27 protein-coding genes are annotated in these 21,890 nt (G+C 61.5%); 7 read left to right on the top strand and 20 right to left on the bottom strand.

Going from position 1 to position 21,890, the window contains the following annotated elements:
• Nucleotides 1-148: 148 nt before the first annotated feature.
• Nucleotides 149-1,177 carry a glycerophosphodiester phosphodiesterase family protein gene (locus tag AC56LN_RS14745; protein ID WP_499572780.1) on the bottom strand — a complete coding sequence of 343 codons (1,029 nt, stop codon included), beginning with the start codon at nt 1,175-1,177 and terminating at the stop codon, nt 149-151.
• A 394-nt stretch (nt 1,178-1,571) separates the two neighbouring features.
• On the opposite strand from AC56LN_RS14745, the gene AC56LN_RS14740 reads away from it, so the two are divergent.
• Nucleotides 1,572-2,852 carry an Nramp family divalent metal transporter gene (locus AC56LN_RS14740; protein ID WP_499572778.1) on the top strand — a complete coding sequence of 427 codons (1,281 nt, stop codon included), beginning with the start codon at nt 1,572-1,574 and terminating at the stop codon, nt 2,850-2,852.
• 53 nt (nt 2,853-2,905) lie between these two features.
• Here the strand turns inward: AC56LN_RS14740 and AC56LN_RS14735 are convergent, their stop codons facing one another.
• From AC56LN_RS14735 to paoA, 6 genes are all read right to left on the bottom strand, one after another.
• On the bottom strand, nt 2,906-3,472 hold the full coding sequence (locus tag AC56LN_RS14735; protein ID WP_499572776.1) for a DUF3617 domain-containing protein: 567 nt from the start codon (nt 3,470-3,472) through the stop codon (nt 2,906-2,908).
• A gap of 241 nt (nt 3,473-3,713) precedes the next feature.
• Nucleotides 3,714-4,394 (bottom strand): carboxymuconolactone decarboxylase family protein, encoded by a 681-nt coding sequence (locus AC56LN_RS14730; protein WP_499572774.1) that lies wholly within the window; start codon nt 4,392-4,394, stop codon nt 3,714-3,716.
• Nucleotides 4,395-4,527: 133 nt separating this feature from the next.
• Nucleotides 4,528-5,046, bottom strand: coding sequence for a (R)-mandelonitrile lyase (locus tag AC56LN_RS14725; RefSeq protein ID WP_499572772.1), 519 nt, complete (start codon nt 5,044-5,046; stop codon nt 4,528-4,530).
• 39 nt (nt 5,047-5,085) lie between these two features.
• Nucleotides 5,086-7,296: an aldehyde oxidoreductase molybdenum-binding subunit PaoC gene (gene paoC / locus AC56LN_RS14720; protein WP_499572770.1), complete on the bottom strand. Its 2,211-nt coding sequence runs from the start codon at nt 7,294-7,296 to the stop codon at nt 5,086-5,088.
• Nucleotides 7,293-8,252 carry an FAD binding domain-containing protein gene (locus AC56LN_RS14715; RefSeq protein ID WP_499572768.1) on the bottom strand — a complete coding sequence of 320 codons (960 nt, stop codon included), beginning with the start codon at nt 8,250-8,252 and terminating at the stop codon, nt 7,293-7,295. The genes paoC and AC56LN_RS14715 overlap by 4 nt, the downstream gene beginning before the upstream one ends.
• Complete coding sequence (gene paoA, locus AC56LN_RS14710) at nt 8,249-8,899, bottom strand: aldehyde dehydrogenase iron-sulfur subunit PaoA (protein WP_499572766.1); 651 nt, start codon at nt 8,897-8,899, stop codon at nt 8,249-8,251. Before paoA ends, AC56LN_RS14715 begins: the two co-directional genes overlap by 4 nt.
• 248 nt (nt 8,900-9,147) lie before the next feature.
• Between paoA and AC56LN_RS14705 the strand changes: the two genes are divergently transcribed.
• The 3 genes from AC56LN_RS14705 (at nt 9,148) to AC56LN_RS14695 (ending at nt 10,680) form a co-directional block, all read left to right on the top strand.
• The gene (locus tag AC56LN_RS14705; RefSeq protein WP_499572765.1) at nt 9,148-10,104 is read left to right on the top strand and encodes an AraC family transcriptional regulator; all 957 of its coding nucleotides are present in this window, start codon (nt 9,148-9,150) and stop codon (nt 10,102-10,104) included.
• A gap of 30 nt (nt 10,105-10,134) precedes the next feature.
• Nucleotides 10,135-10,296, top strand: coding sequence for a hypothetical protein (locus AC56LN_RS14700; RefSeq protein ID WP_499572763.1), 162 nt, complete (start codon nt 10,135-10,137; stop codon nt 10,294-10,296).
• 138 nt (nt 10,297-10,434) lie between these two features.
• A complete protein-coding gene (locus tag AC56LN_RS14695) occupies nt 10,435-10,680 on the top strand; it encodes a glutaredoxin domain-containing protein (RefSeq protein WP_499559971.1) in 246 nt (81 codons plus the stop codon).
• 115 nt (nt 10,681-10,795) lie between these two features.
• Here AC56LN_RS14695 and AC56LN_RS14690 read toward each other — a convergent pair whose 3' ends face one another.
• Nucleotides 10,796-11,218, bottom strand: a complete 423-nt coding sequence (locus tag AC56LN_RS14690; protein ID WP_499572761.1) for a hypothetical protein — start codon at nt 11,216-11,218, stop codon at nt 10,796-10,798.
• 412 nt (nt 11,219-11,630) lie between these two features.
• Complete coding sequence (locus tag AC56LN_RS14685; RefSeq protein ID WP_499572759.1) at nt 11,631-11,930, bottom strand: putative quinol monooxygenase; 300 nt, start codon at nt 11,928-11,930, stop codon at nt 11,631-11,633.
• Nucleotides 11,931-12,132: 202 nt separating this feature from the next.
• On the opposite strand from AC56LN_RS14685, the gene AC56LN_RS14680 reads away from it, so the two are divergent.
• The gene (locus AC56LN_RS14680) at nt 12,133-13,233 is read left to right on the top strand and encodes an NADH:flavin oxidoreductase/NADH oxidase (protein ID WP_499572757.1); all 1,101 of its coding nucleotides are present in this window, start codon (nt 12,133-12,135) and stop codon (nt 13,231-13,233) included.
• 152 nt (nt 13,234-13,385) lie between these two features.
• Nucleotides 13,386-13,562: a hypothetical protein gene (locus AC56LN_RS14675; RefSeq protein ID WP_499500953.1), complete on the top strand. Its 177-nt coding sequence runs from the start codon at nt 13,386-13,388 to the stop codon at nt 13,560-13,562.
• Between the two features lie 72 nt (nt 13,563-13,634).
• On the opposite strand, the gene budC is transcribed toward AC56LN_RS14675, so the two are convergent.
• The 7 genes from budC to AC56LN_RS14640 all read right to left on the bottom strand — a co-directional run bounded on the left by budC (nt 13,635) and on the right by AC56LN_RS14640 (nt 19,648).
• The gene (budC, locus tag AC56LN_RS14670) at nt 13,635-14,396 is read right to left on the bottom strand and encodes a meso-2,3-butanediol dehydrogenase (RefSeq protein ID WP_499572755.1); all 762 of its coding nucleotides are present in this window, start codon (nt 14,394-14,396) and stop codon (nt 13,635-13,637) included.
• Between the two features lie 152 nt (nt 14,397-14,548).
• Entirely contained in the window at nt 14,549-15,628 is a 1,080-nt protein-coding gene (locus AC56LN_RS14665; RefSeq protein WP_499572753.1) for an AI-2E family transporter, read from the bottom strand.
• Between the two features lie 29 nt (nt 15,629-15,657).
• The gene (locus tag AC56LN_RS14660; protein WP_482897447.1) at nt 15,658-16,248 is read right to left on the bottom strand and encodes an SCO family protein; all 591 of its coding nucleotides are present in this window, start codon (nt 16,246-16,248) and stop codon (nt 15,658-15,660) included.
• Nucleotides 16,249-16,261: 13 nt separating this feature from the next.
• Nucleotides 16,262-17,155 carry a heme o synthase gene (gene cyoE, locus AC56LN_RS14655; RefSeq protein ID WP_258836573.1) on the bottom strand — a complete coding sequence of 298 codons (894 nt, stop codon included), beginning with the start codon at nt 17,153-17,155 and terminating at the stop codon, nt 16,262-16,264.
• Nucleotides 17,155-18,312 (bottom strand): COX15/CtaA family protein, encoded by a 1,158-nt coding sequence (locus AC56LN_RS14650; protein ID WP_499572751.1) that lies wholly within the window; start codon nt 18,310-18,312, stop codon nt 17,155-17,157. Before AC56LN_RS14650 ends, cyoE begins: the two co-directional genes overlap by 1 nt.
• A 24-nt stretch (nt 18,313-18,336) precedes the next feature.
• On the bottom strand, nt 18,337-18,945 hold the full coding sequence (locus tag AC56LN_RS14645; protein ID WP_499572749.1) for an SCO family protein: 609 nt from the start codon (nt 18,943-18,945) through the stop codon (nt 18,337-18,339).
• Nucleotides 18,923-19,648 carry an SURF1 family protein gene (locus AC56LN_RS14640; RefSeq protein ID WP_499572747.1) on the bottom strand — a complete coding sequence of 242 codons (726 nt, stop codon included), beginning with the start codon at nt 19,646-19,648 and terminating at the stop codon, nt 18,923-18,925. Before AC56LN_RS14640 ends, AC56LN_RS14645 begins: the two co-directional genes overlap by 23 nt.
• Nucleotides 19,649-19,681: 33 nt before the next feature.
• Here AC56LN_RS14640 and AC56LN_RS14635 point away from each other — a divergent pair, with 33 nt between their 5' ends.
• Nucleotides 19,682-19,882 (top strand): twin transmembrane helix small protein, encoded by a 201-nt coding sequence (locus AC56LN_RS14635; RefSeq protein ID WP_482897442.1) that lies wholly within the window; start codon nt 19,682-19,684, stop codon nt 19,880-19,882.
• Nucleotides 19,883-20,038: 156 nt separating this feature from the next.
• On the opposite strand, the gene AC56LN_RS14630 is transcribed toward AC56LN_RS14635, so the two are convergent.
• The 4 genes from AC56LN_RS14630 to AC56LN_RS14615 all read right to left on the bottom strand — a co-directional run bounded on the left by AC56LN_RS14630 (nt 20,039) and on the right by AC56LN_RS14615 (nt 21,881).
• Nucleotides 20,039-20,914, bottom strand: coding sequence for a cytochrome c oxidase subunit 3 (locus tag AC56LN_RS14630; RefSeq protein ID WP_499572745.1), 876 nt, complete (start codon nt 20,912-20,914; stop codon nt 20,039-20,041).
• A gap of 80 nt (nt 20,915-20,994) precedes the next feature.
• Nucleotides 20,995-21,204 carry a DUF2970 domain-containing protein gene (locus AC56LN_RS14625; RefSeq protein ID WP_183557016.1) on the bottom strand — a complete coding sequence of 70 codons (210 nt, stop codon included), beginning with the start codon at nt 21,202-21,204 and terminating at the stop codon, nt 20,995-20,997.
• Nucleotides 21,191-21,772 carry a cytochrome c oxidase assembly protein gene (locus AC56LN_RS14620; protein WP_332533006.1) on the bottom strand — a complete coding sequence of 194 codons (582 nt, stop codon included), beginning with the start codon at nt 21,770-21,772 and terminating at the stop codon, nt 21,191-21,193. Before AC56LN_RS14620 ends, AC56LN_RS14625 begins: the two co-directional genes overlap by 14 nt.
• A 1-nt stretch (nt 21,773) precedes the next feature.
• Entirely contained in the window at nt 21,774-21,881 is a 108-nt protein-coding gene (locus tag AC56LN_RS14615) for a cytochrome oxidase small assembly protein (protein WP_482897440.1), read from the bottom strand.
• Nucleotides 21,882-21,890 lie beyond the last annotated feature (9 nt).

Raw genomic sequence — 21,890 nt, 5'->3', positions numbered from 1 at the left:
ATGACAATTGGTGAAAGTGAAAGACGGCAAATCTTAGCCAGCGCCGATGACGCTCTGATGACGCGGCCGATGCATGGGGCATGAAGTACCAGGCATGTAAAAACGCCCGGCCGGACAGGCCGGCCGGGCGTGCACATCACGTGCGTGATCAAGCCTGCTTGCGCTTTTTCAGTCCGGCGATGCCGGCCAGACCCAGGCCCAGCAGCGCCAGCGAATGCGGCTCGGGCACCGGGGTGGCCGGGCCGAATACCTGGTCGCGCACGGTGACGGCGATGTCCGGATAGTTGGTGAAGACGCCGTCCACGCCGAGGTTGTAGGCCGCCTCGTAGGTGGCCGGGTTGTTCAGGAAGGTGTACGGCGTGACCGTCATGCCGGCGTCGTGCGCGGCCTGTACGCAGGCTGCGCTGAGCTGGCCCGCCGACGGGCCGATCCCGTCGGCGATGGCCGCAACCGCTGCCGCCGCTGCCGTTGTAGTCGGACAGACGCCCAGGTAGCTGACCGGGATGGACGAGTTGGTGTTCAGGTAGTCCACCTGCGCCGCGTTGAAGGACTGCGTCAGGGCGCGGCCTGGCGTCGTGAAGTAGCCGTTGTACTTTGCATTGGTCAGGCCCGCCAGGATGGCTTCGGCCACGTCCAGCCCGCTCTGCTTGGCTTCCGGGAAGACCCCGATGGCGACGCCGGTTTCCAGGAAATGGTTGTAGGCCAGGTCGAGAAACGCATCGTAGGACGTGAAGCTGTACGAGATGGCCGGGTTGAAATAGGTCTTGTCGGTGCAGTAGCCATTGGCGTTGCGGCACGTCACGGACAACTGCTCGAGCTGCGCCAGCGTGAATTTGCGCACATCGTAGGTCCCGTTACTGGAACGCAGGGCGGCGATTTCGGGATGCGTGGCCGCGAATGCGACGACATTGGTCGTGGCGTTCAACGTGCCGTCATGCAGCATCACGGCCTTGTTGTCGGCGGTCAGGTAGACGTCGCCTTCGATGTAGTCGGCGCCCATCCGCATGGCGAGCTGGTACGACTGCACCGACTCTTCCGGCAGGTAGCCGCTGGCACCGCGATGGGCGATGACCAGGGGACGCTCGCCCGTGAGGGTCGACACGGGCACGGCATGGGCGAGCACTGGTGCGAACAGCATGGCCGCGAGCGGCAACAGTCCGAGATGCGACGTTTTCATAAAAGCAAACCCTCTTCAAGTTGTATGAGTTATTTTGCGCAAGCAAGGGCCGAAGGGCGGGCGCAGCCAGGCTGCCTGACTGTGCTGCCTCGCGCCAAGGGCGAGCTCGACAGAAGTTGTCAGCGCGATACCGGCGGCGCTGACGTGGGGATGCTAATTCGGCATGATGACAGTGGCATGAATTCGGGTGCCAACGTGTTGTTGATGCGGCCACCGGCTGACGCACCCGGCGCCATGTCGATAAGGCGGTTTTTGTAAGATTTATCCTACAGAGGGAATTTACACGTTAGACTCGTGCGAGATGGCGCTACATGGCCGATCTCATTTTTATCACGCATCCGTTGTTTGCAGGACCTTCTGCGCAAGGGCTGGCAGAAACAAGAAAGCATCTCTCATGGATCAGTCCTTGCCGACGTCCGCAGCAAAATCCGACACATGGCTATCCAAACTGGGACCCGGCCTGATCACCGGGGCGGCAGACGACGATCCAAGCGGTATTGCAACCTATTCGCAGGCCGGTGCGCAGTTTGGTTTCGGGTTGCTGTGGACGCTGTTATTTACCTATCCGCTGATGGTGGGCATCCAGGTTGTCAGCGCCCGGATTGGCGTGGTAACCGGCCATGGTTTGGCCACCAATATCCGGCGACATTATTCAAAGCCGTTGCTGTATGCGATCGTCATGTTGTTGCTGATCGCGAACATCATTAATATCGCCGCCGACATCGCAGCCATGGGCGACGCCCTGCGCCTGGTCTTGGGTGGCCCCGCGCACGTGTATGCCATCGGCTTCGGTGCATTGCCCGCCGTGCTGCAGGTGATGATTCCCTACACACGCTACGTGCGCATCCTGAAATGGATGACGCTGGCACTGCTGGCCTACGTCGCGACCGTGTTCGTCGTCAGGGTGCCGTGGGCCACGGTCGCGGTCGGCCTGGTCACGTTCCCGCAGCTGCCATGGAACGCGGCGTATATCACGACGATTGTTGCTGTCTTCGGCACGACCATCAGCCCGTATCTGTTTTTCTGGCAGTCATCGCAAGAAGTCGAGAACCTGCGTGCACTACCGGATGCAAGGGCACTCAAATATGCGCCGGACGAAGCGAAGGCAAGCCTCGACCGGATCAAGGTCGACACCTATATCGGCATGGGTTTTTCGAACGTCGTGGCCTTCGCCATCATGCTGACCTTTGCCGTGACCTTGCATCTGCACGGCGTCACCGACATTGCTTCGTCGGCGCAGGCGGCCGAAGCGCTGCGGCCGATTGCCGGCGAATTCGCATTCATCCTGTTCAGCCTTGGCATCATCGGCACCGGCCTGCTGGCAATTCCCGTGCTTGCGGGATCTGCTGCCTACGCAATGGCGGGCACATTTGAATGGAAAAACAGCCTGCAAGACAAGCCTGCGGTAGCGCCCCGCTTCTATGCGATCATCGTCCTGGCGACGCTGCTCGGGGTCATCCTGATCTACGCACCCATCGATCCGATCAAGGCGCTCTACTGGAGCGCCGTCATCAACGGCGTCGTATCGATCCCGATCATGGCCGTGATGATGCTGATGGCAGCGCGGCGCGACATCATGGGCGCACTAACAATCTCCCGGCGCCTGAAGATCCTTGGTTGGCTCTGCACGTCGGTGATGGGGATTGCCGTGGCGTGCATGTTTGTCCTGGCGTGAACGGGCGATAAGGGCTGGCCGTGACCTCGACTATCACGTCGCGCGGCCGCCCGTTACCGGCCAGTAGCCGCTGCCCCGGTCTTGGCACAGTCGCTTCCCAGCCACTTTCCGGTACCGCTTGCATTCTGGCTGATATCGGCGCCGCCCGGCCCCGGTACGGTAGTGACTGAATCGAACCGGTACGATGTGTCACTCTCGGCCTTCAGGACGGCGTCGACCTTCATCCGGGGCTGGGTGCAGACCATGTTCACATTCATCCCGCCTGCGATGGGTGTCATCTTCTTGGTGCAGGAATCCGCACCCTTTTTCCCGAACAAATCGAAGTCGTTGATGTTTTGCTGGGTAATGCACTGCCTCGTGCGCAACCCATCGCCATTCAGTTCAGTGCCGCTGGCAGCCATCATCTTGTCAATCTGCGCGCGCTGCTCGGGCGTCATCAGCGCCACCTGGCTTTTCATCAGCTCGAGATAACCCCCCAGCGGATTGCCCGCCGCCTTGTCGGACAGCGTCATATCGATCTGCCACAGCCCGGGTTTGATGGTCGGTTGCTGCGCAAATGCCTGCACTGCAAAGAGGCTGGCAATGGCAAAGACAATCTGAGTGGCGCGTTTCGTTCGCATACTGGCTCCTGATAGATAGGGTGTTTCAGTGTATTCGATTCGGGCAGGGAGCGAATTCTGAGGTTGTGCAATCGATGCGATGCAAGTGACTCAGTGTCGGGTGACCGGCAATGGATGCCTTCGATCCGAAACGGATGGTCCGATTGCCAGTTCAACCTTGAACCTCTGAGCTCCCCTCCCCTGCTTACCGAAATCTGCCCGACAGAGCGACGCTGGCGCGAGGTCCATGTTCCGATGAGGATTACTTGCCCACAGTACCTGCGCGCTTGCTGAACACGTCCTTGAAAACGGGCATCGCGGAGAACACGTTTGGCCAACCGGCATAGAACGCCAGTTGCGTCAGCATTTCCCCCGCTTCTTTTTCGGTCAGGCCGTTGTCCATGGCGCGGCTCAGGTGATAGGTGATTTGCGCTACCTGCCCGGACGTCACTAGGGCACTGACCGTGACCATGCTGCGATCACGCGGTGCAAGCCCAGGACGCAGCCAAAGGTCCCGGAACAACGCCTCGGTCGTGTACTTCACCACGCCCGGCGACACCTGGCCAAAATTCTCTTCTACTGTCCTGGCGCGCTTTTCCTCTGCTTCTTTGTCAAGAGGCAGCAACGCGACCCTTGCCGGCGGCAGTTGCGAAGCATCGATCTGGCGTTGAGCAAACACGGCTTCCGCCGCAGTTGCGGCCCCGCTTGCATTCGGCCAGCCCGAATAAAAAGCGAGGTGGGTGATGATCTCCGCTATTTCGCCAGGCTTGACCCCGGCGTCCAGAGCCCTTGCCAGGTAGGAAGGCAGTTCCGCTGTCGCGTTTCTGGAAACGAGTACCGCAATGGTGACGAGCGACCGGTCACGTTGCGACAGGCCCGGGCGCTTCCACACGTCGTCAAACAACAGTTTTTGGGTGTAATTGTCGAATGCTGGTGCAGCCATGGGGACTCCTTTGGTTGGCGGTGTTGAGCTGGGCACACGTGCGCCCGGCTGCGCACTTGCATCGCCTGACATGGCGAACCAGCTTGCGCAGCCAAGCAATGCAAGCGCGAGCCCGCTGTTTGGCATGACGGACTTATTGCGCGTACTGCTCATCGCTGACTTTCTCCAGCCACTCGACGGTTTTGCCCCCTACCGCATCCTGAATGGCGATATGGGTCATCGCCGTGGTCGGCGCAGCGCCGTGCCAGTGCTTGACGCCCGGCGGGGTCCAGATCACGTCACCGGGACGGATGTCTTCGGCTTTGCGGCCCCACTGCTGAATCCGCCCCACGCCTGACGTCACAACGAGGACCTGCCCTGCAGGGTGGGTATGCCAGGCCGATCGGGCGCGTGGTTCGAACGTGACGGCGCCGGCCGAGGTGGTGACTGGCGGGTGTGCGCCAAATACCGGGTCGACCCGGACGTTACCGGTAAAGTTCTCCGCTGGCCCTTTGATTGATGCCTGGCTGCCGGCGCGGGCAATCGTCATTTCGCCCGGTCTGGCGTCGGCGCCTTGGGCCGCAGTCCCTGGCTTGGCCTGTCCTGTCGCAGTTTGCGAGAAAGCGGGTGCGGCAAGAAAGAGCGATAGTGTTGCTACGATGATAGGTTTCATGGATGTCCCTGTGACCCGATAGTGCAGAAGATGGACTGCTTACGCCACAGGCGGCAAACCGCCAAGCAGTTTGTCCAGCGTGACCGGATATTCCCTGACCCGTACGCCAGTCGCGTTGTAGACGGCGTTGGCGATCGCAGCAGCAACGCCACTGATGCCAAGTTCGCCCACTCCTTTCGCTTTGAGCGGCGCAATCGTGGGGTCTGTTTCATCAAGGAAGATTGCATCGAGGTGAGGCACATCGGCATGCACCGGCACTTCGTAACCTGCAAGATCATGGTTGACAAAAAAACCGACCCGTTTGTCGACGACGAGTTCTTCCATCAAGGCGGCCCCGATGCCCATCGTCATGCCACCGATCACCTGGCTACGCGCGGTCTTGGGATTGATGATGCGACCTGCAGAACAAACGGCAAGCATGCGCCGCACGCGGATTTCACCGGTGGCAGCATCGACGCCCACTTCCACAAAGTGGGCACCGAACGTCTGGATTGCATAACGCTTGGCCAGGTCACCGTATTCCATGACATCTTCCCCGACCAGGTCGCGCCACCTTGCAGCATGGGTCAGTGGCACGCTGCGATTGCCGGCGCGTATCAGGCCACCGGCAAACTCGGCAGTCGCAGGATCCAGTTCCAGTTGTTTCGCCACCGCTTCGCGCAATTTGACGCAGGCCGCGTACACGCCTGCCGTGGAAGACGCTGCGCCCCATTGCCCCCCTGAACCGGCAGACTCCGGGAAGTGCGAATCGCCCAGGCTGACGCGCACCTTGTCGATGCCAACGCCCATCATCTCTGCTGCCGTCTGGGCGATGATCGTGTAGCTGCCCGTGCCGATATCGGTCATGTCGGTTTCCACCGTGACGATGCCGCGGTGGTCGAGGCGGACCCGTGCTGCTGACTTCGTAACAGGTGCACCGCGGATGGCAGAGGCCATGCCGATGCCAACCAGCCAGCGACCGTCACGCCGGCTGCCCGGTCGTGCATTGCGTTCGCTCCAGCCAAACTGCTTCGCCCCGGTTTCCAGGCATTTGACGAGCTGTCGCGTTGAAAATGGCCGCTTCGGGTCTTCCGGATCGACCTGGGTATCATTGAGGATACGGAATGCCACGGGATCCTGGCCCAGTTTCTCGGCCATCTCATCCATCGCAATTTCAAGTGCCATCATGCCGGGTGCTTCGCCAGGCGCGCGCATCGCACTTCCCTCGGGCAGGTCCAGATGTGCGAGACGCAGGCGCGTCATTCTGTGCGGGCCGGCATACAGCAGCCGGGTGGCTGCAGTGGCCGCTTCCGGCCTGCCGCCTTCGATGTTGCCAGACCAGCTTTCGTGCCCTATGGCCTCGATCTTGCCGTCGCGAGACGCGCCGATCCGTACGCGCTGGATCGTGGCGGGCCGGTGCGTCACATTGTTGAACATGAGCGCGCGTTGCAGCGTTACCTTGACTGGGCGCCGCACCTTGCGCGCGGCGACGGCGGCAAGAACTGCATCCGACAGAATCGTTCCCTTGCCGCCAAACCCGCCGCCGATGTAGGGTGTAATGATGTGTACGTCTTCCTTGGCAATGCCAAGTGTTTTCGCCAGATCGCGTACGCCCCAATTGACTTGTTGAACCGAGGTCCACAGCGTCAGCTTTTGTCCCTTCCAGACTGCAATGGTCGCATGGGGTTCCATCATTGCATGTGACTGGTCTGGCGTCGTGAAATGCGCATCGAGCTTGACGGCCGCCCTGGCAAAAGCGCCTTCAAAATCCCCCACGGACGTTTCAGCCGGTGGCGAATACGGGCCTGGCTTCGGGGGCGGTGCGCCATCTTTCGCAGCGGCCAGATCGAATACGCCGTTGCCACGTCGGTAGTGCACCCGCACCAGTTGCGCAGCTGACCGCGCCTGCTCGAAGGTCTGCGCGACAACAATGGCGACCGCCTGGTGGTAATGGTCCACATCAGGTCCGGCCAGAGCCCGCGCTGCGTAAAACTCACCCTTGTCCAGCTTGCCTGCGTTGTCGGCGCTGATCACGGCCAGCACTCCCGGCGCCCGGCTGGCCGCCCTCGTGTCGATCGCTTCGATTGTTCCCTTCGCAATCGCCGCGCCAATGACGTAACCATACACGGCGTCCGGCGCAGCCTCGTGCTGTTCATAAGCATAGGTGGCGGTGCCAGTGACCTTGCATGGGCCATCTACCCGATCGGCTGGATGACCAACGACCTTCATCTGGTCGATGGGATTGGTTGTAGCGGGGGTATCGAATTTCATGACTGTGTGCTCCTTGCTTGCGCCAGCACCGACGCGAGGGTGCGCTCGGCCAGTGTCAACTTGAATGCGTTTTCAGGGGTCGTCCTGGCGCCTGCCAGCAGCTGGGCCATGCCGGCCTTGTCGCCACTGGACATGGCGCGTTCGGCTGCCTCTACCCTCCATGGCATGTGAGCCATTCCTCCCAGTGCAATGCGTGCAGTGCCATCCGCTTGCACGATGGCGCCGACCGAGATCAACGCAAACGCATAGGATGCGCGGTCGCGTACCTTGCGATAGATGTGCGTGCCCCCAATCGGAGGTGGCAGCGTGACGGCAGTGATCAGTTCACCGGGCTGCAGCGTGTTTTCGACATGGGGCGTGGTGCCGGGCAAACGGTAGAAATTTGCGATAGGGATCGTGCGGCTCGCACCGCCTGCGTTGACTGTCTCGACCGTCGCGTCCAGTGCGCGCATGGCCACCGCCATGTCGCCCGGATAAGTTGCAATGCATGCGTCGCTCGCGCCCAGCACGGCGTGCTGACGGCTGTACCCACCGATCGCGCTGCAACCGCTGCCAGGACGGCGTTTATTGCATGCCTGATTGGTGTCGTAGAAATACGGGCACCGCGTCCGCTGCAGCAGATTGCCGGCTGTCGTCGCTTTGTTGCGCAGTTGCGCGGACGCACCGGCAAGCAGTGCACGGGACAGCAGCCCATAGTCGCGCCGCACTAACTGGTGAGAGGCCAACGCCGTGTTGCGCACCAGTGCGCCAATGCGCAGTCCGCCATCAGCCATGGATTCGATCTTGTCGAGTCCCAGTCCATTCACGTCGATCAGGTGAACCGGAGTTTCAATCTCCAGCTTCATCAAATCGAGCAAATTCGTTCCGCCTGCAATGTATTTCGCGCCAGGGTGTCGGGCAGCTGCAGATGCCGCTTCGGCTGCAGAATGGGCGCGCTCGTAGGTAAAGGCTTTCATGGCTGCCCTTTCACGACCGTTGCACCGGCGACTTCCGTGATGGCGTCGATGATGTTCGAATAGGCGCCGCATCGGCAAATATTGCCGCTCATACGCTCCCGCAGTTCGTCTGTACTCAGCACCGCCCTGGTGGTGAGATTGGCCGTTACGTGGCTTGGAATATCTGCCTTGATTTCGTCGAGAACTGCCACGGCCGAACAGATCTGGCCTGGCGTGCAGTAGCCGCACTGAAAACCGTCATGCTTGACGAAGGCTTGCTGCATGGCGTGCAGGCGCTGAGGCGTCCCCAGCCCTTCAATCGTGGTGATACTGTCGCCATCGTGCATGACAGCAAGCGTCAGGCAAGAATTGATGCGCTGTCCATTGACGAGTACGGTGCATGCCCCGCACTGCCCCTGGTCACAGCCTTTTTTCGTGCCAGTCAGGTGCAGGTGCTCACGCAGTGTATCGAGCAGCGTAGTACGGGTATCGAGTTCGATGCGGTGTTTCGTGCCGTTGACCTGGATCGCCACCGTTGTCGGCGTACCTGACCCGGTATGTTGTGCCTGCGCGTTGGCGTCGATCGGCAGCATGCTGACCGCAGCGGCGGCCGAGCCGGTGACAAGAAATTCTCGACGTGAAACTGCCAGCTGTTCTGGATGGTTCATGGGTTCGGTATCCTGTTCGTTTTGCGTGTTCAATGATTGGGAGCCGTGATCGTTTCATCGACGATGCATTCAATTCCCCTGGCAAGGCAAAGTATGTCTGTACGAATATGACCAGCTTGCGGGGCGCACGATTCAAACGGTATCCTCATCCTCCTGATTTATTGCCTGATCCTCTGACGAGCGTGAATTCGGTAGGCATGGCCAGTTACACGTCTTATCCTTGAATGAAATAAATCCAGTAAAGAACCATGAATTCGTCCGCTCAAACGCCTGTTCTCTCCCCGGATTCTTCACCGAGCCGACGTGACACACTCAGAATGCAGTTGGTCGACCGCGTCATACCACTGGTTGGCGCCGAGCCGAGTTTTTCGACGTCGATTCCCGGTGTGACGCTGTATCGCTATATCGCGCCGACGGTGCCAGACTCCGTTACGTATGAGCCGAGCGTGGCTGTGGTCCTGCAGGGGAAGAAACGGGTGATGCTGGGGCCCATGCGCTTTGATTACGATGCGTCGCATTTTCTGATTACCTCGATCGATCTGCCGGTGACGAGCCAGGTTGTAGAGGCCAGCCCGGAAGCACCTTATTTGTGTATCAGGCTCAAGTTGGACATGGGCGTTGTCCGGGAGATGCTCGCAGGGGTGTCGGCGACTATTACGGGAATGAACAACGGCGAACCGGGCATGACGACGGCGGAAACGACCGCAGAAATGCTTGATGCCTTTTTGCGGCTGATCGACCTGCAAAGTGTGCCGGCTGAAATCCCTTTCATGAGCGCGTTGATTGAACGTGAGATTATTTTCCGCATTCTTCAAAGCGCTGAAGGGCAACGCCTTCGCGCGATTGCGACATCAGGCGACAACAGTCAGCAGACTGCCAAAGCGGTCGAATGGATCAGGGATCATTTCACTGAACCTCTTCGTATCGAAGAACTTGCGCAAATCGCCTGCATGGGCGTGTCTACGCTGCATCACCATTTCCGCCTCATGACCTCGATGACGCCACTTCAGTACCAGAAAAAACTGCGTCTGCACGAAGCGCGGCGGCGCATGCTGACAGACGGCATGGATGCTGCAAGTGCAGGTTTCGTCGTGGGGTATGAAAGTGCCAGTCAGTTCAATCGCGAATACAGCCGTGCTTTCGGCAAGCCGCCGCTGCGCGATGTTCGGTCATTGCTGGCAGCCGGCGATAGCCTCGCCACCTGACCGAATCGTCTTTACCACCGAGAGGCAGACATGACAGTCATGACCAATCCTTTTGAGCGAACTGGCGCCAACCTGCACCGGATTTCCTTTGGAGGAATCATAGTTAAGTCGCTGAAATTGGTCGATATGCAGGCGATCGATGCTGAGACCATGGCCCGCATGTTTACAAAGACGAAGGTCATTGCCGAGTAATCTCACCCGCGTGTTTTATGGGTATGCGTGGGTTGACGCACGGCGCGGCCCGTACCACACGCCTGATCTCGATCTTCCGATGTCACGGCCCGTCGCGTTGCCACAATCACCCGGGCCATTCAAGAAAGGTTATTTTCAATGGAATCGAAGCAAGCAACACTGCACCGCATGGTCACCCCTGAACATACTTGTCCGTTCGGCGTCGCATCGCTCGACTTATTGCAACAGGCGGGTTACCAGGTCGAGGATCATCAGTTGACGACCCGGAGCGAAGTCGATTCGTTCATGCAGGCCGAGGGCGTCGAGACGACGCCGCAGACTTATATTGACGGCAAGCGCATTGGCGGGCATGAAGAACTCGCCGCTTTCTTGAACGAGAAGTGAAAGCCAGCCGCGTTGGCACCAGCATCATGGATGTCCACTGGTAGCCGAACGAGGCAGTTCGCGATCCATCATATTCAGGAAACAAACACGCTGAACACCGGCCGTAAAGACGAGCCTACATTAAAGCATCGAATGCGTAGATGATCCGGGGGCCTGATTCTTCCCGAAGCAGCTCATAATTGTCGATAGTCAGCGCATCGCCGCCTTCCGTAAAAATCAGCGTCGCGCCGCCTCTGCTCACAAACTGGTCGGAACTGGAAGGAAGGATTTCTATGCGTTCGTAGCCTTTGATCGACACATAGAAACGTCCTACCCGGCGGCTGAAGCGAACCGTTTCGCCATTGCTAAGCGTATAGGCGTATTCGTAGTTTGCAAACTCGCGTGGTTCAACATGAAAGCGGCGCGCGCTGACGATCACGTTCTGTGCGGATTCCAGCGACTCTGCGGCGCTGGTGACCGGCGCCGAGTCCTGAACCTGGGCAAATGAAGAGGCAGACAAAGCCACGGAAGCGGCGAGAATCGATTCAGTGATTTTCATGCAATTCTCCAATGCGTTACAAAACGACTGAAAAAAATCCAAGGCCGGACGAAATCAGTGCCTTGGCGAGAAGTGAGTTGAGGCACGCGCCGTTGGATTGAACTGCTGGCGGTTTATTTGCACACAGGCCTTTAACCCAGCTTCACCGTTGTGTCAGCTTAGCAGGTTGCCAAGCCAGAAAAGTCACCAACTATTTCGACGAGCATTTGCCGACCCGGGGGACGTGCCAGCGGTGACTCCACGCTGTATCGCCTTCACGCCCTCCTTAAACTGATCAGACATGGGTAAATGCCGAACATCGCCAGGCCGGCGTCCGATTCGCGTTTTCACGCCACCTGGGCCAGTAACCGACCCTGCAAGTTCATTGCCCAATAGCGCCTGGATTCCTGGGATGTACACATTGATGAGCAGTTTATGGCGCACCGCCGACAAGCTTCGCCAGCAAGAACACATCGCTGGATTCGATGAGTTCAGGTACCTGCTGCGACAGCATCCGCAGATGTGGCGCTGCAAGATGCCGGTCCAGGTCAGCTTTGCTCTGCCATTCCTCGGTAAATACGAAGCGCCGTGGATTGGCGATATCGCGGTTCACCTGATAACTGATGCACCCTTCCTCGAGCAGCGTCGGCTCGACGACGCTGCGTAACAGTGTTTCCAGTTTCTCTTCCAAACCGGGCTTGGCAACAAAAATAGCAACGACGGGCAAGGTCATGGTGGTCCCTGAAAGTGAGCGACCGACAAGATTATCACAAGGGCGCTGGCGGAAACTTCCACGATGGGCGCTGGACACAAATCGGCCGGTCCGACTGCAAAATGCTGGCCTCGCCAGCACGTTTTCCGCCTTCCTTCTATACTGGCCGACCGCCGCGGCGCAGACCGCGGCTTGACCCTCTTGTTACGAAAACGAAAAATTTATGGCCGCCTTATTTACACCGTTCACCCTCAAAGACGTCACGTTGCGCAACCGCATCGCGGTGCCGCCAATGTGCCAGTACACCGCCAACGACGGCTTCGTCAATGACTGGCATCAGACGCATTACGCCAGCATTGCCCGTGGCGGCGCCGGCCTGGTCATCGTGGAAGCGACCGCAGTGTCGCCGGAAGGCCGGATCACCCCGGGCTGCACCGGCCTGTGGAATGATGCGCAGGTCGAGGGCATGGCCCACATCGCGGCCCGTATCAAGGCCGCCGGTGCGGTCGCCGGCATCCAGATCGGCCACGCCGGCCGCAAGGCCAGCGCCAACCGTCCGTGGGAAGGCGACGACCACATCCCGTCGGAAGATGCGTATGGGTGGGATACCATCGCCCCATCGGCGATTGCCTTCGGCAACAACCTGCCGAAAGTGCCGAAGGAAATGACGCTGGACGACATCGCGCGCGTGAAAGCCAATTTCGTCGACGCTGCCCGTCGCGCGCTTGCTGCCGGCTTCGAATGGCTCGAATTGCACTTCGCCCACGGCTACCTGGGCCAGAGCTTCTTCTCGCCGCACTCCAACAAGCGCACCGACCAGTACGGCGGTGATTTCGCCGGCCGCAGCCGCTTCCTGCTCGAAACGCTTGAGGCCGTGCGCGAAGTCTGGCCGGCCAACCTGCCGCTGACCGCGCGCCTTGGCGTCATCGAATACGATGGCAACGATGAACAAACGGTGAACGAGTCGATCGAATTGGTGCGCATGATGCGCCAGCGCGGTCTGGACATGCTGAGCGTCAGCGTCAACTTCACGATTCCGGATGTGAATATCCCGTGGGGCCCGGCCTTCCTGGGCCCGGTGGCCAAGCGCGTGCGTGACGAAGCCGGCATCCCGGTCGCGTCGGCGTGGGGCTTCGATGGTCCGCATCTGGCTGAGCGCGCCGTGGCTGACGAGCAGCTGGACCTGGTCATGGTCGGCCGCGCTCACCTGGCCAATCCGCACTACCCGCTGGAAGCCGCCAAGGAGCTGGGCATCGAGCGTCCGACCTGGGTGCTGCCGGCGCCGTATGCGCACTGGCTCGAGCGTTACAGCATGCAGAAGTAAAACGATTGTCGGCGAGACGGGATCATGCCCGGACCGCCGAACCGTTGTCCGACCAGCAATTCAGGCACTGCAATTTCCCGCAGTGCCTGCCTCGCGCCACCTGCCAGGAAACCTCACTACAATCGGTTGACCGATCAGCAACGAGGACCATCATGAGCATTCATCCCGAACACGACCTGAATCCCGGCGACGATGCCGAACCCGGCACGCCCGGTACCGGCGAAGACATCTGCGATGCCTGCGCCGGAAAGGGCACACTCCCGGACGGCAAGGCATGCCCGCAATGCGGCGGCAGCGGCCACGTGATTGTCGGTATCGGCGGCGGCTGATCGCGCCGACCGACGTCTGACATCACCTGCAGCCCGGGACACGCCAACCGCTTGCGCCGGGCTGCAAACCGATTACTGCGGCGGCTGACCGTTCGACGCCATCAAGCCCGCATCCACCGGCAAGTTCACACCAGTAATGAGGCGTGCATCGTCGCTGGCCAGAAACGCCATCGCAGCCGCAATGCCCTCCGGATCTTCCGGCGCGCCCAGCGGCATGCGCTCGTTGAACTTGGCGACCAGCTCAGGCTTGTTGACCATATCCTCGGTCAAGCCGGTCTTGGTAAAGCTTGGGTTGACCGCATTCACGCGCACCCCATCCTTGGCCGCATCCATCGCCATCGCGCGCACCATATTGCTGACCGCGCCTTTCGACGTGTTGTAGGCAAACATTTCCCAGTCACCGCCCAGCCCCGACACCGATGACGTCATGACGATCGATCCGCGCGTCTTGACCAGTTCGGGCATTGCGGCCTTGGCCACGTGATAGTAGCCGCTGACATTGACGGCCATGACGCGCGCGAAGTCTTCTTCGCTCGTGGCCATGATGTCGCCGTCCGTCGCGATGCCGGCATTGTTGATCAGGATATCCAGCCCGCCGAAGCGCTCGACCGTGGCCTTGACGGTGGCCGTTGCGGTGGCCTTGTCGGCGGTGTCGCCCACCTGCACCAGGATGCGGTCCTGCGGCAGGTCGGCTGCGACCTTGTCGAGTTTATCGCCGTCGATATCGAGCATGACGACGCGGGCGCCTTCATCGAGGAAGCGGCGCGCAGCAGCCAGGCCGATGCCGGATGCGGCGCCGGTCACGAGGACGGTTTTATCGTTGAAACGGTTCATTGAATTCCTTTCGAGCAGGCGAAGACAGCCCGGTTGCACACGGCAAGCGAGCCATCCATCACGCCTTGTTGGTTCACGAGTATGTGCTGTTGACGATAGCACAGGGGTTCGCGCACCCCTCTCACGGTTCCAGCAGGAAAACTCCCGTGAACCTATTCGACGATGCGTTCTTCGTCGTGCTTGACGATCGGATCTTCGGTGCCCGTCCACTCGCTCATCAGGGAGTAACCGACTGCGAGCAAGACCGGCCCGATGAACATCCCGATGAAGCCGAACGCGATCAGGCCGCCCAGGACGCCGAGCAGCGTGAGCAAAAACGGCAGGCTGCTGCCACGGCTGATCAGCATCGGGCGCACGACGTTGTCGACGCCGCTGATCAGGACCGCGCCCCAGATCGCCATGAAAATCGACCAGCCCGTCTCGCCCTGCGCGAACAGCCAGAGCGCCGCCCCGCCCCAGATCAGCGGCGGGCCGAACGGGATCAGCGACGTCAGGAAGATCAGCACCGACAGCAGTGGCACGGCCGGTACGCCGGCAATCGCAAAGCCGATGGCGGCGACGATTGCCTGCGCCAGCGCCGTGCCAAGCAGGCCGTACATCACGCCGCGCACCGTCTGGCTGACCGTGGCCTGGATCGATTCGGCGCCCTCGCCCATCACCTTGCGCATCGTCACCTCGATGATCGACAGCAGGCCATTGCCGTCGCGGTACAGGAAGAAGCTCACGAACGCGGCCAGGCTCATTTGCACGACGCCGGTACCCAGCATCAGCCCACCCTTGACGAGCCAGTGGCGCGCCGGTTCGAGCATGCGCTGGGCCAGCGCCAGCATCTGCTCGCGGCTGGCAATCAGGTCGTTCAGATAGGTTTCTACCGACGGGCCGACCAGCGGGATGTCGCGCAGCCAGGTGGGCGGCGCCAGTTCGCGGTGCTCGATCAAGAGGCGCAGTTCGCCGAAGCCGCGCGCGACGTCGTCGCCCAGGTTGTAGGCGACCATCGACAGCGGGATGATGAACAGCAGCGTGAGCGAGAGCGTCATGGTCAGCGCCGCAATCGTGCGCTGGCCGTTCAGGCGGGTGAGCAGCCGCAGGTACAGCGGCCAGCTCGAGATGGCGACGGCGGCGGCGAACAGGATCGCCGGCAAAAACGGCCGCAGCACATAGAGGCAGCCCAGCGTGAGCAGGATGACCATGGCGATGCGGGTGTAGTTTCTGCCGGGTCGTTGCTGCTCCATGCTGCCTCAGGGATGTGGTGTTTACGGCATCATAGCAGTTGGCGCAGGTCGTGGGCGATCAGGCCTGGGCCCTGGCCATGGCGCACGAACAGGCGCAGCTGGCCCTGCTTGTCGAACACGAAGCTGCCGGCCGTGTGGTCGACCGTGTAGCTGTTCGCGTCGGCGCCGGGCGCCTTGGCGTAGAACACCTTGAATTCCTTCGCCACTTTCGCGGTCGCGGCGGCATCGCCATACAGGCCGATGAAACGCTTGTCGAACGCTGGCACGTAGTGCGACAGCAGTTCCTGTGTGTCGCGCTCCGGGTCGACGGTGACGAACAGCACCTGCACTTCGTCGGCCGACGGGCCCATTTCTTTGAGCACGGTCGCCATTTCGGCCATCGTGGTCGGGCACACGTCCGGGCACTGGGTGTAGCCGAAGAACATCACGACGATCTTGCCGCGGAAGTCTTCGAGCGTACGCACCTTGCCGGTGTGGTCGGTCAGCGTGAAGCCCTTGGCGTAGTCGACGCCCGTCACGTCCGTGTTGTGGAAGGCCGGGGCTTTGTCGCGCAGCTTGTCGCAGCCGGTGGCAAACAACGCCACGGCCGAGAACGCCGCGATGGTCAGCAGTCGTTTCATCTTGAACCCGTTATCAGAACTTGAAATAATGGTCGACCAGCAGCGCCGCGAACAGCAGCGACAGGTAAACGATCGACCAGGTGAACGTCTTGCGCGCCTGCGCATCGCTGTAGTTGCGGTGCACGCGCCACGAGTGGCGCAGGAAGACCGCATTGAGGGGCACCGCGGCCGCCAGGTAGATCAGGCCGCTCATGCCGACCGCGAACGGCAGCAAGGTGGTGGCGGCCAGGCCGATCGTGTACAGCCACACCTGCAGGCCGGTGAACTTCATGCCGTGCGTGATCGGCAGCATCGGCAGGCCCGAGCGCGCGTAGTCTTCGCGGCGGTACATCGCCAGCACCCAGAAGTGCGGCGGGGTCCACATGAAAATGATCAGCACCAAGAGCCACGCTTCCATCGGGACTTCGTTGGCCACGGCCGCCCAGCCCAGCGCCGGCGGCATCGCGCCCGACAGGCCGCCGATAACGATGTTCTGCGACGTGTTCGGCTTGAGCAGCAGCGTGTAGATGAAGGCGTAGCCGACGAATGTGACAAAGGTCAGCCACATGGTCAGTGGATTGACGAGCGTGTACAGCACCAGCATGCCCAGGCCGCCGATGATCGACGAAAACACCACGGTCTGCGTCGTGCTCAGTTCGCCCGAGGCGGTGGCGCGGCGCGCGGTGCGCGTCATGCGCGCATCGACGCGCGCCTCGACCAGGCAATTGACAGCGAATGCGGCCGCCGCCAGCAGCCAGATACCGGCGGTGCCGGCGATCAGCGTTTGCCAGCCCGGGAAGCCGTCCGTGGCGAGGAACATCCCGATCACGGCGCAGAATACCGCCAGCTTCGTCACGCGCGGCTTGGTCAGGGTCCAATACTGCGAGAAACGGCTCTGGGGTTTGGGGATGGCTGTCTGGGTTGTCATCAATGGGTGCTTGCGGACGCGGCGAGTCCGGGCGCTGGGACAGCGCGGGCCGCGTCGAGTTGGAACTTCACCCGGTAGTTTAACATGGTCACCAAAATCACCAGCAGCGCCGCCCCGGCGTTATGCATGACTGCAATCGCCAGCGGGAAGCTGAAATACACGGTCGCGATGCCGGTCAGCAGCTGCGCCACCATGACCAGCACCAGCAGGCGGGCAGTCTTGCCCAGCGCCGGCAGGCGCCAGGCGCGCCACGCCGCCAGACCCAGCACCAGCACGACGGCCAGCGCGAAGGCGCGGTGTACCCAGTGGATCGCTACCAGCGCCGAGAATGGCAAATAGTGCCCTTCCATCGTCTTGCCCAGTTCACGCCACAGGTGGAAGCCGTGTTCGAAGTCCAGTTCCGGCACGATCGCACCCTGGCACAGCGGGAACGTGTCGCAGGCCATGGTTGCATAGTTAGTGCTTACCCACCCGCCCAGCGCGATCTGCACGGTGAGCACGACGGCGGCAAGCAGCGACAGCCAGCGCAGACTGCGCAGTCGTGCGACCACTCCAGGCCCCTGCAGCGGCGCTGGCCGCTTGAGCAGCGCGTCTTCGCGGCAGCCCATCCAGACCAGCATCGCCAGCAGCGTCATGCCCAGCAACAGGTGGATCGTGACGATCACCGGTTGCAGCTTGAGCGTGACGGTCCAGGCGCCGAACGCGCCCTGCACCAGCACCGAGGCCAGCAAGGCGATCGGCATGGCCGGCTGGAACACGGCGTCATGCGTGCGGCGCCACTGCTTGACCGACGTGAACAGCAGCGCCAGGATCAGCGCGCCGATGCCCATCGCCAGGTAGCGGTGGATCATCTCGATCCAGGCCTTGGCCACCGTGACCGGACCGGTCGGCATGGCCGCTTCGGCCGCGGCGATCTGCTCATGGGCCAGGAACGGGTTGGCTTCGCCATAGCAGCCCGGCCAGTCCGGACAGCCCAGGCCAGAGTCGGTCAGGCGCGTGAAGCCGCCGAACACGATCAGGTCGAACGTCAAAAACACCATCACCCAGACCAGCTTGCGGTATTTGTGGGCGTCGGACGACATCCAGACGATCGCCAGCGGCAGGCTGGCCACGAGCAGGCCCATCAGGCCGAGGTGTATGAGGGAAGACAGGTCCATGTGATTCTTTACGGGTAACGTGGTTCAGCCGATGGCTGACGCTTTCAGCAGTTTGGCGATGTCCTTGTAGACGCGGCCCGGTTCGGGCTGGAACGGGAAGCGCATCATGAGGTTGCCCAGCGGGTCGATCAGGTAGATATGGTCGCTCGGGGCGCGGCCCGCTTCGGTCGGCAGCCACTTGGCCACCGTTGCGGCTGGCGCGCGCAGCAATTCCATGCCGTCGTATTCGCGCATCATGACGGTGTCGAGCGGTTCACTGTCGGTGATCAGCCACACGCGTTCCATGCGTTCCATGTTCTTGCCCTGCATCGTGCGCCACTGGCGCATCGCGTACAGCTGGCGCATGCATTCATCGTCGCACTTGCCCCCACCCACGCGCAGCATGACCCATTTGCCTTTCAGGTCGGCGAGCGTGCGCGGCTGGCCGTCGAGCGTGGTCGTGGCCATCTGCGGGATCGGCAGGGTGCGCGCATCGAGGATCGTGCCGTAATTGGTGCGGTCGGTCGGCTTGACGATGTAGAAGGTAATGTACGACACGATCAGCGGCGCGGCGCAGATCAGCAGCACCAGCAGCAGCTTGAGGCGGCCGCGGCGGCGCGCGGTGTCAGGGTCAGCGAGTTGTTCTTGAGCCACGTCGAAATCCCGTCATCACATAAAAAAGAAGGGCCAGCGCCGCCAGTGCATACCACTGGAAGGCATAGCCGCGGTGTTTGTCGATCCCTGCCTCGGGCAGCGGCCAGTCGCGCGCCATCAGGTCGGCCGGCGTCGCCGGCAGCGTCTGCTGCACCAGGAACGGCAGCAAGCGCAGGCCGCTTGCCTGTGCCAGTGCCTGCGGCGTCAGGTTCTGCACCGCCGCGCCGGGCGCCAGTGGCGGGCCGTCGCCCAGTTCCATCACCTTGCCGGCGGACAGGACGAGCCGTCCTTCGAGCGTGACCGGCCCGGCTGGCGTTGCAAACGTTGGCAGCTTGTCGAACTCGGCCTGGCGCGGCAACCAGCCACGCAGCACCAGCACGTGCTCGTCGGCACCCGCTATTTTAAACGGCATTGCGAGATAGAACCCGGACTGGCTCCCGCGTGGGCGGTTCGCGAGCAGGACGGGCCAGCCGGCGACGAATTCGCCGTGCACGCGCACGTGGCGAAATTCAAGATCCGGGGAGGCGGTGGTGTTGGGGCCGAGGGTGAATGGCGGTTCGGCGGCGCGCGCCAGCTGGCGCGCCTGCAGGTCGGTCTTGTAGGCAGCCCGGTCCTGTTGCCAGTTGCCGAGCAAGATACCGATGAGGGCCACAATCAGTGCTGCAATCAGGGCGATGGGGCGAAATCGGAAGGCGAAGCGCATTACAATGAATTCTCAACCTTTCGCGGGTCCATCATGAAAATCTTCGTAGCCATTGCCTTCGTCCTGATCCTGGCCAGCCTGGCGTCGGCCCTGTTCTTCATGATGCGCGACAAGGGGCGCACCAACCGCACCGTCAATGCGCTGGCGCTGCGGGTGGGCTTGTCGATCGTGCTGTTCCTGTGCCTGCTGACGGCGCACCAGATGGGGTGGATTGCGCCGACCGGATTGCGTTGAGTTGCACGTGGATCAGGATGGATGACGGCGTAGCAGCGTGAACGCGTGGACGGGGGCCCCGTCCACGCTACGATGCGCGACATCTACAGACGGTGCCAGATAACCGTAGGGTGGAAGGCTCCGCCTTCCACGCGTTCAACCATCGCCCCACCCCCGTTACAGCCAGTACACCACCACGTACAACCCAAGCCACACCACGTCGACGAAGTGCCAGTACCACGCCGCCCCTTCAAAGCCAAAGTGGTGCTCGGCCGTGAAATGCCCGCGCAGCACGCGGTACAAAATGACCGACAGCATGATCGCGCCCATGGTCACGTGAAAACCGTGGAACCCGGTCAGCATGAAGAAGGTCGAACCGTAGATGCCCGACGTGAGCTTGAGATTCAGGTCCTGGTAGGCGTGCATGTATTCATACACCTGGAAGCCCATGAACACGGCGCCCAGCAGAATGGTGGCTGCCAGCCAGAACGCCGTCTTGGCGCGGTGGCCGGCGCGCAGGGCGTGGTGCGAAATGGTCAGCGTCACGCCCGACGTCAGCAACAGCGCCGTGTTGATGGTCGGGATCGGGAACGGCCCCATCGTGCGGAAGCCTTCAACGATGCCGGCCGGTCCCGTATTGCCCCAGTGCGCCGAAAAATCAGGCCACAGGATCTGGTGATCGAGGTCGCCCAGCCACGGCATCGAAATCACGCGTGCATAGAACAGCGCGCCAAAGAACGCGCCAAAGAACATCACTTCCGAGAAAATGAACCAGCTCATCGACCAGCGGAACGACAAGTCGATGCGCTTGCCGTACAGCCCCGATTCGGATTCGCCGATGGCTTCGCCGAACCAGAAGTACAGCACGACGAGCATCGCGACGATGCCGGTCAGGCACACGGGCGCCGCGAATGGCAACCCGTTGACCCAGCCGGACGCGCCGGCCATCGTCACCAGCATCGACAGGCCGGCCAGCAGCGGCCAGCGCGAGGGGCCGGGAACGAAGTAATAAGGCGCGGCGGCCGTTGGCGAAGCTGGTTGTGACGAACTCATCTGTATCTCCTCGGGCAATGCTGTTGATTGTTGCGTCATGCATGCTTGCTTGGATTCCCGCCTGTGCGGGAATGACGTACTTATGCCACCGCGAAACTCACCGCCAGCATGATCAGGCCGATGAAGATCGCCACCCCGATCAGGCCGGCGACGATCACATGGACCGGGTTCAGGCTGGCCGCATCGTTCTCGTAATCGGCGCGCTTGCGCACCCCGAAGAACGACCACAGCACGGCCTTCATGCTGGCCAGAAAACTGCCCTTGCGCTGATGGGGCTTATCCGTTTGCATCGCCTTCTTTCGGCGCCGCAGCGGCCTTGAACGCCCCGCCAATTTCAAAGAACGTGTACGACAGCGTGATGTTCTTCACTTCGCGCGGCAACTTGGGATCGATGAAGAACACCACCGGCATCTGGCGCGCTTCGTTCGGGGCCAGCGTCTGCTCGCGGAAGCAGAAGCACTCGACCTTCATGAAGTGCGGCGTGGCCGACTGCGGCGCATAACTGGGAATCGCCTGCGCTTTCACCGCCCTGCCCTGCGTGTTGACGACCTCGTACATGACGGTGGCCAGTTCGCCCGGATGCACGTCGATGCTGCGCGTGGTCGGCCGGAACCGCCACGGGCCCTGCGAATTGCCGTCGAGCTCGATCGTGATCGTGCGCGACTTGTCGACCTGGCTGTTGGTCGGCGCCGCAACAAACCCATCCTGCTGCGTGAGCACATTGATGCCCAGCACCTCGCAGATCTGCCGGTACACGGGCACCAGCGCATAGCCGAAGCCGAACATCGCCACGGCCACGACCACCAGCTTGCCGAAGGTGCGGCGGTTCAGGCGCAGCAACTTGAGGCTGGTGGCCATATCAGCTCAGCAGCGTGAACTTGACGAACACGCTGATGAAGAAGAACAGCGCCAGGCCGGCCAGCCACAGCGCGGTTTTCAGGTTGTTGGGTTTGCCTGGTCGGTTCATCGGTATCCC

It is taken from the genome of Telluria sp. ZT3P26, assembly GCF_059686035.1.
The sequence above is the reverse complement of the archived record's forward strand: the minus strand, read 5'-3'. Positions and strand labels throughout refer to the sequence as shown.